A 14,592-nucleotide genomic window follows, 5' to 3' on the forward strand; every position below is an offset into this window, starting at 1 on the left:
CGCAAGCACTGAGGAAATCTTCTGTTCGCTCCAGAAGGAAGCATCTCCATTCGACCTATCAAGCGCCGCATGAAACATGAAAGCGGCGCTTACCCCCGCCACGACGCCCAACCCCTTCATAATTGTAGAGAAAAAGTTCTTCACGTATGCAATTAATATTAGCACCCTGCTTCAAGAAGCTTTGTTGATAACTCCCCTTTAATGTATTGACATAATTGTTTATATACTATATAATTTAATTCGAACTAAGCATCCGCAGACCAGGAGGTCACCATGCTGAAGCTGTTCTTCGTCATCTTGCTCATCTCGCTCGGCAGCGCGACCGCTGCCAGCGCCCAAACCAATAGTTGTAACACTGAGACGAGGCCCCACCTTTGCATCTGCAAAGTGGCGCTGCTCCAGGAAACTATCGGGGAAGAATCTCCAATCAGCAAAGAAGATGATCTAGACGCACGCGGGGCCCACGAAGGATACTTCATGCCCCAAATGAAATGCGTCGGCTTCTACATCCAGCGAAAATGGTACGACACCACGACGGAAAAGTGGCTGATCAAATACATATACGTCTGGAACATGGGCGCGCTCCGTGGACAGCGGGTCTCCCGAATCGAAGTCATGCAAAAAGGGGGAACCTACTTCAAGGTCACCGGCCTCGACGCCTGTCGCGATGACCACTACTTGGGAGTCACTTTCACCTACAAAGACTCCCTCCGTGGCGACTGTGACGGCACGACGTTCTCTGCGCAAATCCATAAGATGCAAGAAGCGCGAGTCCGAGCCCCTCTCGGCAGCTCCACAGCGGCGGTGCCGATTCCCGACACCTCGACCGTCGCATCCCCTCCCCCAGCTACCACACGAGGAGGGAGCAAGGATTGAAAACGGCGAGATCGACTGGCGGGTGCCCTTCGGGGTACTCGCCGGTTTTTTTATTTTCATGAGCGTTGACAGTATTTAAAAAATGTTATAAAAAGATTTCGTAGTCAACCCCAGGAGGTCGTTATGCTGCGATTCACGCGAGTATCGTTCCTTCTAAGCCTTGCCGTGCTTCTCCTCATCGGCCGTCCGACTTTCGCCGATCAGGAAATCTGCGGCATCAAGGTCACCTCAGCCACGCTCGAGGCCGCCGCCGGGAATCCCCTGGCTCAGGTCGCGACGGACCCGTCTCCCAAGATCTATATCGGCAAGTGGAGCAGCGGCTGCGCCGGCCTCGTCTTCCCGAAGGAGGGCACAGTCGCCGGAGCACGCTACGCTCAGGTGAGTTACACTTACAATCTTTCCGCAGCCGATCAAGGGACCCTAAAGACAGAGGTCATCCCCGTGGAGAATGACGGGAAGATGATCATCAGCGTTCCCGGCTGTCGGAGCAAACAGATGCAACTCGTGCCGGACGGCACCGCCTTCAAGGGAACTTGCACAACGTCGGCCTTCAGCATCAAGTTCGAGAAGCAGTGAGACTCTCGAAGTGTCGGCGCGGTCCTCCGGGACCGCGCCCTTTCTTTTTTATTTACTCCTCCACCTCTCCTTTGTTTTCAAAACCTCCTTTCGCTGCCTCCGCGAGAGCGTTAATTATATCCTCGACATTCCCCGCCATGATCTTAGGGATATTGTGCCAAGATTCCTTGATACGGTGATCCGTGATGCGATCCTGCGGAAAATTGTAGGTACGGATCTTCTCAGACCTGTCCCCTGTTCCTATTTGTGATTTACGCTCACCGGCATATTTAGCTGCATCCTGTTCATCTTTCAATGCCTGAAGCTTGGCCGAAAGAATCGCCATAGCTTTTTCTCTGTTCTTCTGCTGACTACGCTCTGAGGTACAACGCACGTCGATCCCAGTAGGCTTGTGTATCAAACGAACCGCCGTCTCCACCTTGTTCACATTCTGACCACCCGCACCTCCCGAACGGGAGAACTCCATCTCGATATCCCCTGGATTTATCTCCATCGGTGCCGTCTCACGAAGAGGCAACACCGCCACAGAAGCAGTAGAGGTATGAATACGTCCCATCTTCTCCGTAGCCGGAGTGCGCTGCACGCGATGCACTCCCGTCTCGTAACGCAGCTTGTCATAGACACCCTCGCCCGAAAATTCAAAAGAAGCCTCCTTGTAGCCGCCAAGCGCGCTCTTGGATTCATCGAGTACGCGCACGTCCCAGCCCTCCCTCTCAGCGTAGAGGCGATACATATTGGCGATCTCTTCCGCAAAAAGCGCCGCCTCTTCTCCGCCCGCGCCCGCGCGCACTTCCAGGATGATCTGATTGGGCGATTCTATCGTGCCCGCTGCCTTGTTCAAGATCTCTTCCATCTGAGCGACCAGCGCATCTCGCTCCGCAGAGAGACGCGTCAGGTCTTCTCTCCCGAGTTCTGCCATGGAAGGGTCGCTCGTGATGAGGGTCTCTAAGTCGTCTATCTCCGCAGAAAGCCGCTCGGCCGTTTCCGCCAAGTACTGTGTCTTCCTATTCTCTTTGTATTTGGAAAGGTCCATATGGGTAGGACAAAGCCCGCCCCGGAGTATGCCGGGGCGGGCTTTGAATCGTTACGCCTTCTTCTTGGCAGGCTTCACCTTGGCGCTTGCAGCGCGCGTCTTGAAACGCTCCACGCGGCCGGCGGTGTCGAGCACCTTGTCGGCTCCGGTGTAGAAAGGATGGCACTTGCTGCAGATTTCCACAGAGAGACTCTCCTTGGTGGAAAGCACGGAAAACTCAGCTCCGCAGGCGCAGAGAGCCTTAGCAGCGAGATGGGTGGTCGGATGGATATCTGCCTTCATGCCGGACTTTATAACATACTGAAATTAAAAGGGCAAAGGCTCTGGTATAATATGGCTATGTTCCTTTCCTATCGTAGCCTCTCCGCGCTCAGCCTGATCCTCCTCGGGCTCATCTTTGGCTTCGGCTGGTATCTCACCAAGGCACCCTCGGAAGGAGAGCTCGCGGAAGGCCGGAAAGAGGCCCTTGGGTACCTGCTCCGCTCGTTTGATGAGGATATACACTTCGTGACCCGCTACGGGCTCGACAGCAGCCCCCCTCCCGTCACCCGGGAAGAGCAGTTCATCGCGGAGCTAGAGGCCGCCACTACCCTCGCAGATGCCTCCCGCGGAGACACCACACTCGCCGGAGCGCACCGAGAGAATCTCCACATCATCCTCACGGATTGGTACGTAGAAGCGGGTAATGACGCATATCTCACCAACGGCACTCCCTTCATGGAGCAGAATGGCCGAGGATTAGCACTCCTCGCAACAAGCCCGCTCTTTGAAGAAGAGAGAGCCAAAGCGGAGAAGCTCGCCACCCCTATCGCTTCCTGGGCACGAAAGGAATTCACTACCTACTGGAAAGCTGCGAGCAGCACCGCCGCAGAGAGCCTCGGCTATGGCATCCTCGGCATAAGCGCGCTCTACCTGCGCACCGGCTCTCCTGAGCACAGAGAGACACTAGAACTGCTCGCTGCCCGCTATCGCCTTCTTCTTGACCCCTCCCCGCTCCGCTTCGCGGTACGCAGCACTCTCTACGAGTCGCTCCGCGGAGACGAAGACCGCCGCAGCCTTCTTCTCATCGCCAACTCATATCTCCCTCTCCAGGACAAGAACTTCTTCTCCGCCTCCTACGGGCTCTTCCGGGATACTGACGGCACCTACTACCCTCTTGCCGAGCAAGCCATGATCACCCGAGGACTAGTACAGGCTTCTGTACTAGTCGCAGAGAGCAATGATTCGGCCTCTCATTCATACAAGCAAGCAGCGCTCCGTAGCGCTGGTGCCCTTTTACGTATGCAGATGGACGCTCCAGAGCAGCTCAAAGGAGGAGCGCTCGGCAGCATCAAGAGAACATACGTGGATACCTACGCTACTGCGCAGCTCATAGAAGCGCTCGATTCATTTAAATAAATCTCCTACTGCGCCTTCTTCAAGATATCTATCTGCGCCTGGAAACCGTCAGCCAGACTCATCACCTGATCACCATAAAAGGCGTATGCTGCTTTCTCCGCGTTCTTCCAGCCTGCGAGATATCGGAGGGCAGCGAGACGCTCTGCTGCACGCGTACCGCGATTAGCACCGTTGTCCTTCATGAGGAGCGCAGAAGCCATGAAGGCATCGCGCGGGTTCCACGGATTCGGCGGGTTCGTCCCGGTGATAGCCGAGATACGCTTTTCATACAAAAGCCAGGTGGAAGGAATGAACTGGGCGGGGCCCATGGCACCTCCCCAGCCGTAGCCGCAGGCTACTCCGGGGCCGACCCGTTTCCTCTCCGCAGCCGAGCAAGGACGCGCGGAGATAGGCATCGCATCAGGATCGAGTCCTAGGCGGCTAGTGATGGATTGGAAGTCTGCCCAGTCTCTCTGCGCCATATCGGCTCTCCAGGTGCCCGTACCAAGGTTCTTACCGAGATCGGTCTCGGTAGCGATGATGCCGAGGATGACCGCCGCACGTACCCCCGTCTTCTGCGATGCTTCGGTCGCATATTCATACGCCTTCTGGAATGGGATGGGGCCCGCTCCCTGCAGATTGAAGAGACGTGCGCGGATAGTGGCGGCACTCTGCTCCTGGGACTGGATTACGCGCTGATATTCGGCTTCCTGCCCCTTAGAAACGTTCAGAATGCGTTTCTTCTCCGCCTCCTGGTCCTGGACGGCTTTCTTCTGGAGTTCCTGGATGCGACGAAGCTGCAGTTCCTCCGACCGCTTGTCCTCTAGGCTGTCCTTGGCTGCCTGCGTGTCATCACGCGCTTCGCCCAATTCGTGCGAGGATTCCTGCAGTTGTTCCTTCACCGACTGGAAGGCGTCGAGGTCAGAGAAGAAATCAGAGAGATTACGACCGGAGAGAGCGAACTCGGCGATGGAATAGTCATCGATGACAGCAGTCTTGCGGATGAGCTGAGCGAGGGACTCCCGCTCCCGCTCCATCTTGGAAGAGAGCACGCCGATAGTCTGCTGCTTGCCGTCGATCTCGCGAGAGAGGCGCTGGATGGAGAGGTTGCGGGCCTGGAGAGAGAGCTGGGCCTCTTTGATACGGGCATTGAGAATGGCCACGTCACGCTGGAGAGAAGCGGACTGCTGGCGGGTTGAATCCAGAATCTTGCGCTGGCCAGCAATCTGATTTTCGATATTGCGGAGCTCCGCCTCAAGCGCCGCACGCTCAGCCGGAGAGAGTTCCGCAGCAGAAGCCGACCCGAAGAGAGAGGCTACGAGCAGAAGCAAGGCGCAGAGGGCGCCGACAATACGAAAAACGCGAGGCATACTTTTCAAGGATAGCACAAAGGCGCTCCCCTCGGAGCGCCTTTGTGTGGAATTTCTGTAAAAAGTGTTACTTGTCGCCCTTTTCCTCTGCTCCTTCTTCTCCTTCCTCTTCCTTCTTGCCCTTCTTCTCCACTTCGATGTCCTCCAGGTTCATCGGAGTCTCGTCCGCCTTCTCTTCGTGAGGCTGAGTGATAGCAGCGACTACTTCCTCAGGATCTGCCATAGCGACGACACCTGCTGGGAGGACGATGTCCTTCACCAGAATCTGGCTCTCAAAGGTAGAGAGACCGGTCACATCCACCGTGAGTGCGTGCGGGAGATCCTTCGGCATCGCTTCAACCTCAAGCTCATGGAGCACTTTCACCAGGATACCGCCGAGGCTCTTGACCGCCTCCGGTACGCCTTCGAAGTGTATCTGTACGGCAACCTGCACCTTCTTGCCCTTCTCTAGTACGTAAAAATCAGCGTGGCGAGGCTCGCCCTTGATAGGGTCAAAGTCTACCGCCTGGATGAGGGTCTCGAGTTCGCGCTCGCCGTCCTTGAGGATGACCACGGAAGACTCGCCAGCCTCCTTCCAGGCCTTCTTGAAGAGCCCGCGAGAGAGCTCGATCGGGGTGGTCGCCTCCTTGTGACCGTAGAAAACAGCAGGCATAACCGTCTCGGGAAGGCGGGATCCGGCCTTACCGATGATTGTGCGGCGTTTGACTTCGAGAGTAATCATGAGGAGCAGTCTACCTAAAAGGCCAGATTTTGCAACCCAGGATGGGCTGGAGAGGCTAGGCCTTGACCGCGTTCGGTGCTATCCCCGTCTCAAAGAAGGAAAGGACGTTCTCCGCCGCTATGGTACTCATCTTCTCGCGGGTCTCCCCTGTAGCCGAAGCTATATGCGGGGTGAGGATGACATTTGGGAGCGAGGCTAAGCCCGGAGCGAGCGCAGGCTCATTTTCGAACACATCGAGCGCCGCGCCGCGGATGACTCCTCCCTTAAGGGCCTCTACCAGCGCCACTTCATCAATGACCGGACCCCGGGAAGTGTTCACCAAAAAAGCAGACGGCTTCATCATTCCCAAGCGCTCCTTATTAAGAAGGTGCTGAGTCGAAGGCAGTAGCGGCACGTGGATGGTAACCGCATCCGCAACAGCGAGCACTTCCTCCGGCGTCGCGTAATAGGTGGCGCGGTATTCCTGCTCCAGCTGTTCGTTCCTCTTCACGTCGTAATAGGCGACATTCATATCGAAACCGCGGCTGAGATGATGTGCCACGCGCGCACCGATACGACCCGCTCCGAGAATACCGAGCGTCTTGTGCGAGAGGTCCGTACCAAGAAGAAGGAGCGGATCCCAGCCTACGTACTTCCCTTCCTTGGTGAAGCGATCCCCCTCCGTCACCCGCGAAGCCAGCGCCAAGAGAAGCGCCACCGTGTGTTCCGCCACCGTCTCGGTGAGCACGTCCGGCGTGTTAGAGACGATCACCCCGCGCTCCTTTGCCGCCTCCAGGTCTATATTATTGAAACCCACCGCATAGTTGGCGAAGATCTTCGCCTGCGGAGCCGCATCAAATACTTCCCCATCTATCTTATCCGTAAGCAGACAGAGCACTGCGTCATAGGGCTTCGCCCTGAGAGCGGAGACAAGCTCCTCTTTGCTAAGCACGCCATCCTTGGAACTCACGTCTACCACACATCCTTTCGATTCCAGTAATTTAATGCCGCTCTCCGGTATGCGACGGGTCACGAAGACTGTTTTCATGCGAGAAGTATATCAAAAAGAAAAGCGGCGCCCCCGGTGAGAGGGCGCCGCCGTGCCGCATTTCTGCAGCCTAGAAATTCCTGCCGACGTCGCCGCCGTCACTTCCTCCGCTTTGAACCGGCTCAGGAGAGAGGTCGACCGTGTCCATGAGCACCTCGCAGGTGATCCTCTGGTCCACGAACACGACCCTGAGATATCCATCGATGGGATACGGCCAGTAGGGAGCGGGCTGAATGGCGATTACGACTCCGGGGACGATATAGCGAGCCGAATATTCGTTGCCGAAGACCATGAAGACCCAGCGGGTCAGCGAGCGGATGTCTTTACCTGCGAAGTTCCTGATGACACCCCCCGCTTCCAAAGGCAGGCTCGGACAGAAGGCCGACATGTCTTTCAGCGCCCCCGCGAGAAACTCGCGGGCGTCTCCTTTCGGATCCGCCTTACAGTGAGCGCGCAGAAGGCCGGTATCTCCGAGAAGACCTCCGCCAATGAAGCTGAGGCGACACCGATCCTCCCGGACAGAAGCAGAGGAGACACAGTGCGGCGGCTCGAGTTCAGTGAATGTGCACCGAATCTCCTGCCCGTTGACATAGACAGTGAAGCCGCCGCCAGCGGGAGGCAGAGGAGATGACCCAACTTCTTTCGGGACAACCGTGATGCCCGCAGAAGCCGAGATCGAACTTGCGCAAAACGCGATGGCAAGGAACAGAAGGGACAGAATACGCATTAGGAATCTCCTGTGAGCGCAGTGATGTTTCGCGTCTGACATTACCACACTTTACATATATTTGTCAAGCATTCGAGTTTGCCTAACACGCTTGTGTGATAAAATACTTATATGTCGAAGCCCTTTGATCTCGTAGCTATCGGCGACACCGCCACTGATGCATTCATCCGCCTCAAGGAGGCGCACGTCAATTGCCGTATCGATACGAAAGCCTGCGAGATATGCATGAGCTTCGGGGACAAGATCCCCTACGAATCTGCCACCATAATCGCCGGCGTGGGTAATAGCGCGAACGCAGCCGTTTCTGGCGCGCGCCTCGGCCTCTCTACCGCCCTCGTAAGCGACATCGGAAATGATCTCTACGGCAAAGAAGTCCTTGCTTCCCTCTCTGGCAATCGCGTGGCTACCGACTTCGTCCGCACCCACGAGAAGAAGACGACGAACTATCACTACGTGCTCTGGTATGGCGCGGAGCGCACGATACTCGTGAAGCACGAGGAGTATCTCTACGCTCTCCCCGACATCGGCGAACCAAGATGGGTCTACCTCAGCTCGCTTGGTGCAAACTCCGTCTCATACCACCGAGACATTTTGAAATATCTGCTCGATCACCCCCGCATCAAGCTCGCTTTTCAGCCAGGGACGTTTCAGATAAAGATAGGACCTTCGGAGTTAAAGCTTCTGTATAAGCGCACGGACATATTTTTCTCGAACCTAGAGGAAGCGCAAACTATCACCGGCATAAAAGCCAAGGACGTAGGACTCCTCCTTAAAGGCATGGCCGAACTCGGACCAAAGATAGTCGTGCTTACGGACGGCCCGCGCGGCGCCTACGCGTATGAAAATGGAAGCATGAGGAGCATGCCTGCCTACCCTGATCCTAAACCTCCTCTGGAGCGCACCGGAGCAGGTGACGCTTTCTCCTCAAGCGTAGTTGCCGCACTCGCTCAAGGAAAGACCCTCCAGGAAGGCTTTGAATGGGGCATGATCAACGCTATGTCAGTGACCCAGCACATAGGTGCTCAAGAAGGCCTCCTCACCCAAGCGGATATCTCCGCCCTTCTTTCGAAAGCGCCCTCTAATTTTAAATTCCAGAAACTCGTTTAGAGACTCTTCGCTGCCGCAACTATGTGGCTCACCCCCATCCCGTAGTGTTCCAGAAGCTCCTCAGGCTTGCCTGATTGACCGAAGACATCGCGTACACCGACAAAGGTAATTCTCGCTGGCTCCTCCTCTCCAAGGAGTTCTGCTACCGCCGAGCCCATGCCGCCAGCCACCTGATGCTCTTCTACGGTTACTACCTTGTGTGTCTTACGAACAGACTGAAGTAGTGTCTCTTTGTCTAAAGGTTTGATGGTCGAAAGATTAATAACCTCCGTCTGCACCCCCTCACTCTCAAGCTGCTTAGCGGCCACGAGCGCCTTATGCACCAAAGCACCCACCGCGACGATGGTTACCGCAGGCTTCTCGCTCGTCCACAGTACCTGCGCCTTCCCTATCTCAAACGGCGTATCCTCCGTGGTAATGATGGGAGTCTTCTCACGCGCCAAGCGGATATATACCGGAGTCTTGGTCTTGGCTGCGGCGACAGTGGCTTTCTTGGCTTCAATGCTGTCGCACGGAGAAATCACTACCATCCGCGGGATGACGCGCATGATGGCGATATCCTCGATGGCCTGATGCGTACCGCCGTCCGGTCCCACGGAAACACCTGCATGCGAACCCACTATCTTCACAGGTCGATCGTTGTAGCAGATGGTGGTACGGATCTGCTCCCAGTTACGTCCTGGACTGAACATCGCGTAGGAAGTAATGAAAGGAATCTTGCCCATGGCCGCCATACCACTCGCTACCGCCGCAAGATTTTGCTCCGCTACGCCCATCTCCACAAAACGCTGTGCGAACTTGGCTTTAAAAAGATGCATCTGCGTGGAATCGGTGAGATCAGCACAAAGACCAACCACTCTCTCATCCGCCTCCCCAGCAGCAAGGAGCCCCTCACCGAAGCCCTTGCGAATTGGTGCCTGTTCGACGTCAGCATCGAAGAGCTTGAGGTTTAGTTTTGAATCAGGATTCAACATAGTACGAACCTAGGCATCTTTTTGCCCTCCCATTCTACCTCGCTGAAGAAAATCTTGAGTGGGCGAAAATATATTTTGCCATCTTCTTGGCGCATATAGGCAACCAGCTCTTCTCCCGTTTCAGAATGTTTGCCCAAGCAGATAATCTTGTAGTGATTACCCTTGTAGTGCCGCCACACTTGCCCGGGGTTGAGTTCCATATTATTTATTCTTATGCGTCCAAATATTATTCCACCAATCTGACGGTTTCTCTGAAAAAATAACCTCTCCGAGGCGTTTCGCGCTTTCCGTGCGCAAAAGCTGAAGCTGCTTGTTCCCAGAAGCCAATCCATCGCTTGAGTCCTTACCAGTCAGCCAAAGCTCGGCTTCCCGGCTGCCTTGCCAAGCATATTCCTTAAGAAGCAAGAGTTGGTCTAGAATGTCGGCATCTTTCGCGATGATCGCTTCCTTGCTCTCCCGCGCGTCATATTCTCCCGCCAAGTCTCTTAAATCATTAAAGGGTAAAGTGCCTAATTGATCTTTCCGTATTTCTTCCTCAAAAATCTTCACATACCTTTTGTGCACCCAGTTATGATCACCGGTACGCGCCTCGGACATATCATGACATAGGCACATCATCACGACCTTATACGGATCAGCCTTCTCCATCTTCGCTAGGAACCAGCCGATAAGTCCGACGCGATATGAATGAGTGGCGATATTGTCCGAGGTATCGTCAATAAGCAAGGTTTGCCGATGCATCCGCGGCACCCTCCTTAGAGTTCCTATTTCAAAGAGAAATTGAGTAATTTTCTTGTCGTCCATATAGATAAGCTATTCTACTGCTCCCAGAGCTTTTAACGCCATCTCCCCTTCCTCCTTTAAGGGCGGCTTTCCGTGCCACTCGAACTTCTTCTCGAAAGCGGGCACGCCCTTGCCGGGGATGGTGTGTGCCAGGATCATAGTTGGCTTTTCGAAAATTGCTTTAGCTTCCTCAATAGCGCCAATAATCTCCTCGAAGTCGTGCCCGTTCACCTCGAGTACATGCCAGTTCCACGCCTCCCACTTCGCGCGAAGAGGCTCAAGCGGCATGATGTCCTCAGTAAAGCCGTCTATCTGTATATTGTTGCGATCAATGAAGCCGATGAGATTGTGGAGCTTCTCCTTACCTGCGAGCATGGCTGCCTCCCAGGTGTTGCCGCAATCGAGCTCTCCGTCCGAGAGCAGCGCATAGACGTAGCGGCCAGAAGCGGAGCCGCGATCAATCCTATCCGCCAAGGCCATGCCCACCGCCTGAGAGAGACCAGAACCGAGAGGTCCCGAGCTCGTCTCAATCCCCGGCAGCCATTCCCGATGCGGATGTCCCTGGAGCGCCGAACCAAATGTGCGGAGCGTCTCAAGTTTCTCTAATGGGAAATACCCCGCATGAGCCATGGTGGCATAGAGTACTGGGCAGATGTGGCCATTGGAGAGCACGAGGCGATCGCGATCTTCCCAGAGAGGATCTTTGGGATTATGACGCAGAGAGTGGAAATAGAGTGCAGTGAAAATGTCCGCCATACCCAAAGGACCAGCAGTGTGCCCTGAGCCAGCAGCCATGAGCATCTTGATGATGGAGATGCGTATGGCATTCGCCTGCTGCTCCAACCTTTTTATCGTCTGATCATCAAGGTGCTCCATATATTTAAAGATTCGCGAGATATTCTACCGCCGCTCCCGGATGCGGATTAGCGAAGAGGAAAGAGCCGGAGACGAGACGCGTTGCCCCCCGCTCCGCAAGGAGCGGGGCCGTCTCCTTGTTCACTCCTCCGTCGATGCTGATGACGAGGTCGGGATACGCTTCGCGGAGTTCCGATATCCGATCGAGCACCCGCTCGTCAAAGGGCTCTCCTTGATACCCTCTCTCCGCGATACCCATGAGCTGCACCGCATCGATCGCAGAGACGTACGGCAAGAGATCTTCAAGCGGAGTATCGTTCCCAATCGCAAAAACGAGCTCCACGGAGACCAGACTCTCTCCCGGATTACCATACGTCTCCCGGAACCAGCGGATGAAGCCAGCTGGATCACTGAGAGTCTCAAGGTGCACTACAATACGGCTCGCGCCCGCCTTGATCCACTCTTCCGCATAGCGCGCAGGCTCTGCGACCATGAGATCTGCTTCATAGTTCACCTTGTCCCACTGCGGAAGACCTACGTCTTCATTCTCGAGAAGTGAGAATTCCTCCTCTCCTTTCCCAAGATACGGCCAGGTGCGCCGCCCTGGCACGAAGCGCCCATCGAGCACGTCTACTTGGATCGTGTCCACATAGGGAGCGATGAGCTCCACCTTCTCAGAGAGATCTGCGAAACTCTCGGGCAATATGGCAGGGACAACTTCCATTAGTTTGAGTCTAGTTTAGCGATGCGGCGGACATGCCGCTCTTCTTTGGAAAAAGAAGTTTCGAGCCAAACTTTCACCGCCTCCTCTGCTTCAGTAGTAGAAACAAAACGCGCGCCGAGGGAAAGCACGTTGGCATCATTGTGCTCGCGAGAGAGGCGGATGACGTCGAGTGATCCGCCATAGTAGACCGCGGCGCGAATCCCATTAAAACGATTAGCAGCAATAGCCTCACCCTGGCCGGAACCTCCGAGCACGATCCCCTTCACGGAGTGGGGCTCCTTGAGCACCTCTTCCGTAACAAGTCGCACCATGTCCGGATAGTCATCCGTCGGGTCTTCGCTGTAGGGACCCTTATCCACAGCGATGTAGCCAAGATTATTCAAATATTCGACCAAATGGTTCTTGAGGGCGAAGCCTGCGTGGTCGGAAGAGAGGTAGATGGTCATACGGGAGAGTCAGAGTGCAGCAGTTAGTTTCTTTATATGCTCGACGAGGGTATACGCATACCCCATTTCGGTGTCGTACCAGGCGAGGCAGTTTTTTAAAAAAAGTCCTGCAGTCATTGGATTTTATTGTACCATCGAGATCCCTTAGAGGGAAAATCCCGCTCGCTCGCTTTTAGAACACCCCATGCGAGAGGTTCTCTAAACGCGAGCGAGATTGTCTTATTTTCAAAGAGCACCCTAACTATACCGCGCTCCTTACACCTTGCAAACACCCCCCTAGCCTACCCCTTACGCCCCGCAAGCTCTGGATACTTCCTCCGGACAAGCGGATGCTCCAAGGCTTTCTTATCGCCCAGCTTTGCTTTTTCGCGCCAGTAAATCTCCTGGATAGTGGGGCGAGCCTTACGATATTTCTTCGCAAGATTCCCAAAGGAATATTTCTTTGGGTTGAGATCGTGCAGCGCGACGATCAAGTCGTTTCGTTCTGTATTTGCGGCCATGCCCGCATTTTATCGTGCATCTCTAAGAGACGCTATTGCCGAACCATGCGCCCATACTTCCCGGTCTTGATTTCGACCGGGCGCAGTCTGCCCTGGGTTGCCGATTCTTGCCGCCCTTTCATGCGAGGAAAGTTCCGCGATGCCTTTGGTGCTTCCGCAAGCGGATTACCGCGTTGCTTCATTACCTGCGACCAGTCCTCTTTCAAATCCTCGCCCCAAAGCATGGTGTAGATGTAAGAGCTGTCGAGGTTCGAGTGCCCAAGCACGTTAGAGACCGCCGAATTGCTTCGGAGGGTCCTGACTGTATCCCTGCCCATTGAGTGACGAATTGAGTGCGCGTTCACGATCGGTATCTTTGCCGCGTTAGAAAGCATGCGCATAATCTCCGCCGCGCCGCGGTTCGACATGCGGCTGCCGCGCACATCGTACTGACCCGACTTCGATATGGAGACGAACACCGCTTCGGGGTCGTTGAATTTAAAGAGGGTTTGGAGATGCTCTTTTTTCTGAATCCAGAGCTTGAGGTGCTTGCTGGTTTCCTCTGTCCAGAATATCTGCCGAATCGGGCGTCGGCCGCGAGACTTCTCCGTTTTAATGAGGGCGGTTCTCTTCTTGAAATCGAGATCGCCCGTATCGAGAGCGCATATCTCGCCCACTCGCGCTCCGGTATCCCAAAGCAAGAGCAGGAAGGCGCGATTGCGAATATGGTGCGGTCGCGGCGAATTCTCTGGAATCTGCTTAAGCAACTTTCTAAACGCCTCGATGTCGGCGACTCGCGGGATGTTGAATTCTTTTCTAGGTACGGGAATAAGCTGCTCGTTGAAAGTCGCGTAGCCTCGCAGATTGCAAAACTCGAACAGTTTGCGGAGCGCTATCGCGATGAGGTTGATACCGTTCGGCTTCCATCCCAAACGTTCAAGCTCTCCGAAATACCAAAGTATATGCGGTAGATCGAGCGCCTCGAGCTCCGGGTCCTGCATGCACAAGCAGAAAATACGAAGAAGCCGGTCATACCGGGCAGTCGTTTTGCGGGAACCTCGAAAGGTCCGCACTTTCGTGAATTCTTCGATTGTTTCGCTGAGACGCATAGCTTAAAGCCCACCCTGATGCGACTCTAGGTGGGCCCTTAGCTTTATCATCCCCAGCCGGGGCGATATACCCCAATCCTAACGCGCCGGGAAATGGCTGTCAGCTAAATGCCCATTGGTCGCATCAGCCGGAAATCCGGACTGATCCCTGTTCGGGACAATGGCTTGCACTACACTCTAGTGTAGTGAACATTATATTGTCAAGTCGTAAAGTATGTTGCAGAGTGCTATTGCTCCGCAGTCAATGAAATATGGCTTAATAAGGGCATATTTTGCCCCGTTTCGAGAAAAAGAAAAAGGTCGTATTTCCCCACGCGGAGAAATACGACCTTAAGTGATCTTCAAAAACGGACTAAACGAGTTTCCCCAGGACTGCCCTAAGGAACCCAATTACTTCCGCATCGAGCG

General features: G+C 54.8%; 18 protein-coding genes. 4 read left to right on the forward strand and 14 right to left on the reverse strand.

Annotated features, from left to right (window positions below; all coding sequences use genetic code 11):
* Nucleotides 1-273 precede the first annotated feature (273 nt).
* Together K8Q93_03795 and K8Q93_03800 are read left to right on the forward strand one after the other, a co-directional pair.
* Nucleotides 274-876 carry a hypothetical protein gene (locus K8Q93_03795; protein MCE9644334.1) on the forward strand — a complete coding sequence of 201 codons (603 nt, stop codon included), beginning with the start codon at nt 274-276 and terminating at the stop codon, nt 874-876.
* A 123-nt stretch (nt 877-999) separates the two neighbouring features.
* Nucleotides 1,000-1,452 (forward strand): hypothetical protein, encoded by a 453-nt coding sequence (locus K8Q93_03800; GenBank protein ID MCE9644335.1) that lies wholly within the window; start codon nt 1,000-1,002, stop codon nt 1,450-1,452.
* Nucleotides 1,453-1,504: 52 nt separating this feature from the next.
* Here the strand turns inward: K8Q93_03800 and K8Q93_03805 are convergent, their stop codons facing one another.
* Together K8Q93_03805 and rpmE are read right to left on the reverse strand one after the other, a co-directional pair.
* Complete coding sequence (locus tag K8Q93_03805; GenBank protein ID MCE9644336.1) at nt 1,505-2,485, reverse strand: PCRF domain-containing protein; 981 nt, start codon at nt 2,483-2,485, stop codon at nt 1,505-1,507.
* 51 nt (nt 2,486-2,536) lie between these two features.
* Nucleotides 2,537-2,767, reverse strand: coding sequence for a 50S ribosomal protein L31 (rpmE, locus tag K8Q93_03810; protein ID MCE9644337.1), 231 nt, complete (start codon nt 2,765-2,767; stop codon nt 2,537-2,539).
* Between the two features lie 57 nt (nt 2,768-2,824).
* Here rpmE and K8Q93_03815 point away from each other — a divergent pair, with 57 nt between their 5' ends.
* On the forward strand, nt 2,825-3,883 hold the full coding sequence (locus K8Q93_03815) for a hypothetical protein (GenBank protein MCE9644338.1): 1,059 nt from the start codon (nt 2,825-2,827) through the stop codon (nt 3,881-3,883).
* Nucleotides 3,884-3,888: 5 nt separating this feature from the next.
* On the opposite strand, the gene K8Q93_03820 is transcribed toward K8Q93_03815, so the two are convergent.
* The 4 genes from K8Q93_03820 to K8Q93_03835 all read right to left on the reverse strand — a co-directional run bounded on the left by K8Q93_03820 (nt 3,889) and on the right by K8Q93_03835 (nt 7,707).
* Nucleotides 3,889-5,232, reverse strand: a complete 1,344-nt coding sequence (locus K8Q93_03820; protein ID MCE9644339.1) for a hypothetical protein — start codon at nt 5,230-5,232, stop codon at nt 3,889-3,891.
* A 67-nt stretch (nt 5,233-5,299) separates the two neighbouring features.
* Nucleotides 5,300-5,953 (reverse strand): 50S ribosomal protein L25, encoded by a 654-nt coding sequence (locus K8Q93_03825; GenBank protein ID MCE9644340.1) that lies wholly within the window; start codon nt 5,951-5,953, stop codon nt 5,300-5,302.
* Between the two features lie 55 nt (nt 5,954-6,008).
* Entirely contained in the window at nt 6,009-6,980 is a 972-nt protein-coding gene (locus K8Q93_03830; protein ID MCE9644341.1) for a D-glycerate dehydrogenase, read from the reverse strand.
* A gap of 70 nt (nt 6,981-7,050) precedes the next feature.
* A complete protein-coding gene (locus tag K8Q93_03835) occupies nt 7,051-7,707 on the reverse strand; it encodes a hypothetical protein (GenBank protein ID MCE9644342.1) in 657 nt (218 codons plus the stop codon).
* Between the two features lie 111 nt (nt 7,708-7,818).
* Between K8Q93_03835 and K8Q93_03840 the strand changes: the two genes are divergently transcribed.
* A complete protein-coding gene (locus tag K8Q93_03840) occupies nt 7,819-8,814 on the forward strand; it encodes a carbohydrate kinase family protein (protein MCE9644343.1) in 996 nt (331 codons plus the stop codon).
* On the opposite strand, the gene K8Q93_03845 is transcribed toward K8Q93_03840, so the two are convergent.
* The 8 genes from K8Q93_03845 to K8Q93_03880 all read right to left on the reverse strand — a co-directional run bounded on the left by K8Q93_03845 (nt 8,811) and on the right by K8Q93_03880 (nt 14,076).
* On the reverse strand, nt 8,811-9,788 hold the full coding sequence (locus tag K8Q93_03845) for a transketolase family protein (GenBank protein ID MCE9644344.1): 978 nt from the start codon (nt 9,786-9,788) through the stop codon (nt 8,811-8,813). The genes K8Q93_03840 and K8Q93_03845 overlap by 4 nt on opposite strands.
* Nucleotides 9,782-9,988, reverse strand: a complete 207-nt coding sequence (locus K8Q93_03850) for a DUF1653 domain-containing protein (GenBank protein ID MCE9644345.1) — start codon at nt 9,986-9,988, stop codon at nt 9,782-9,784. The genes K8Q93_03845 and K8Q93_03850 overlap by 7 nt, the downstream gene beginning before the upstream one ends.
* A 1-nt stretch (nt 9,989) precedes the next feature.
* Nucleotides 9,990-10,592, reverse strand: coding sequence for an HD domain-containing protein (locus K8Q93_03855; GenBank protein MCE9644346.1), 603 nt, complete (start codon nt 10,590-10,592; stop codon nt 9,990-9,992).
* Nucleotides 10,593-10,601: 9 nt separating this feature from the next.
* Complete coding sequence (locus K8Q93_03860) at nt 10,602-11,447, reverse strand: transketolase (protein MCE9644347.1); 846 nt, start codon at nt 11,445-11,447, stop codon at nt 10,602-10,604.
* Nucleotides 11,448-11,451: 4 nt separating this feature from the next.
* Nucleotides 11,452-12,150 (reverse strand): hypothetical protein, encoded by a 699-nt coding sequence (locus K8Q93_03865; GenBank protein MCE9644348.1) that lies wholly within the window; start codon nt 12,148-12,150, stop codon nt 11,452-11,454.
* Nucleotides 12,150-12,596: an RpiB/LacA/LacB family sugar-phosphate isomerase gene (locus K8Q93_03870; GenBank protein ID MCE9644349.1), complete on the reverse strand. Its 447-nt coding sequence runs from the start codon at nt 12,594-12,596 to the stop codon at nt 12,150-12,152. Before K8Q93_03870 ends, K8Q93_03865 begins: the two co-directional genes overlap by 1 nt.
* 281 nt (nt 12,597-12,877) lie before the next feature.
* Entirely contained in the window at nt 12,878-13,096 is a 219-nt protein-coding gene (locus K8Q93_03875; protein MCE9644350.1) for a hypothetical protein, read from the reverse strand.
* 32 nt (nt 13,097-13,128) lie between these two features.
* The gene (locus K8Q93_03880; GenBank protein MCE9644351.1) at nt 13,129-14,076 is read right to left on the reverse strand and encodes a site-specific integrase; all 948 of its coding nucleotides are present in this window, start codon (nt 14,074-14,076) and stop codon (nt 13,129-13,131) included.
* Nucleotides 14,077-14,592: the final 516 nt, after the last annotated feature.

The organism is Candidatus Parcubacteria bacterium (assembly GCA_021414235.1).
GTDB lineage: Bacteria > Patescibacteriota > Minisyncoccia > Phycocordibacterales > JAKFXT01 > JAIOOV01.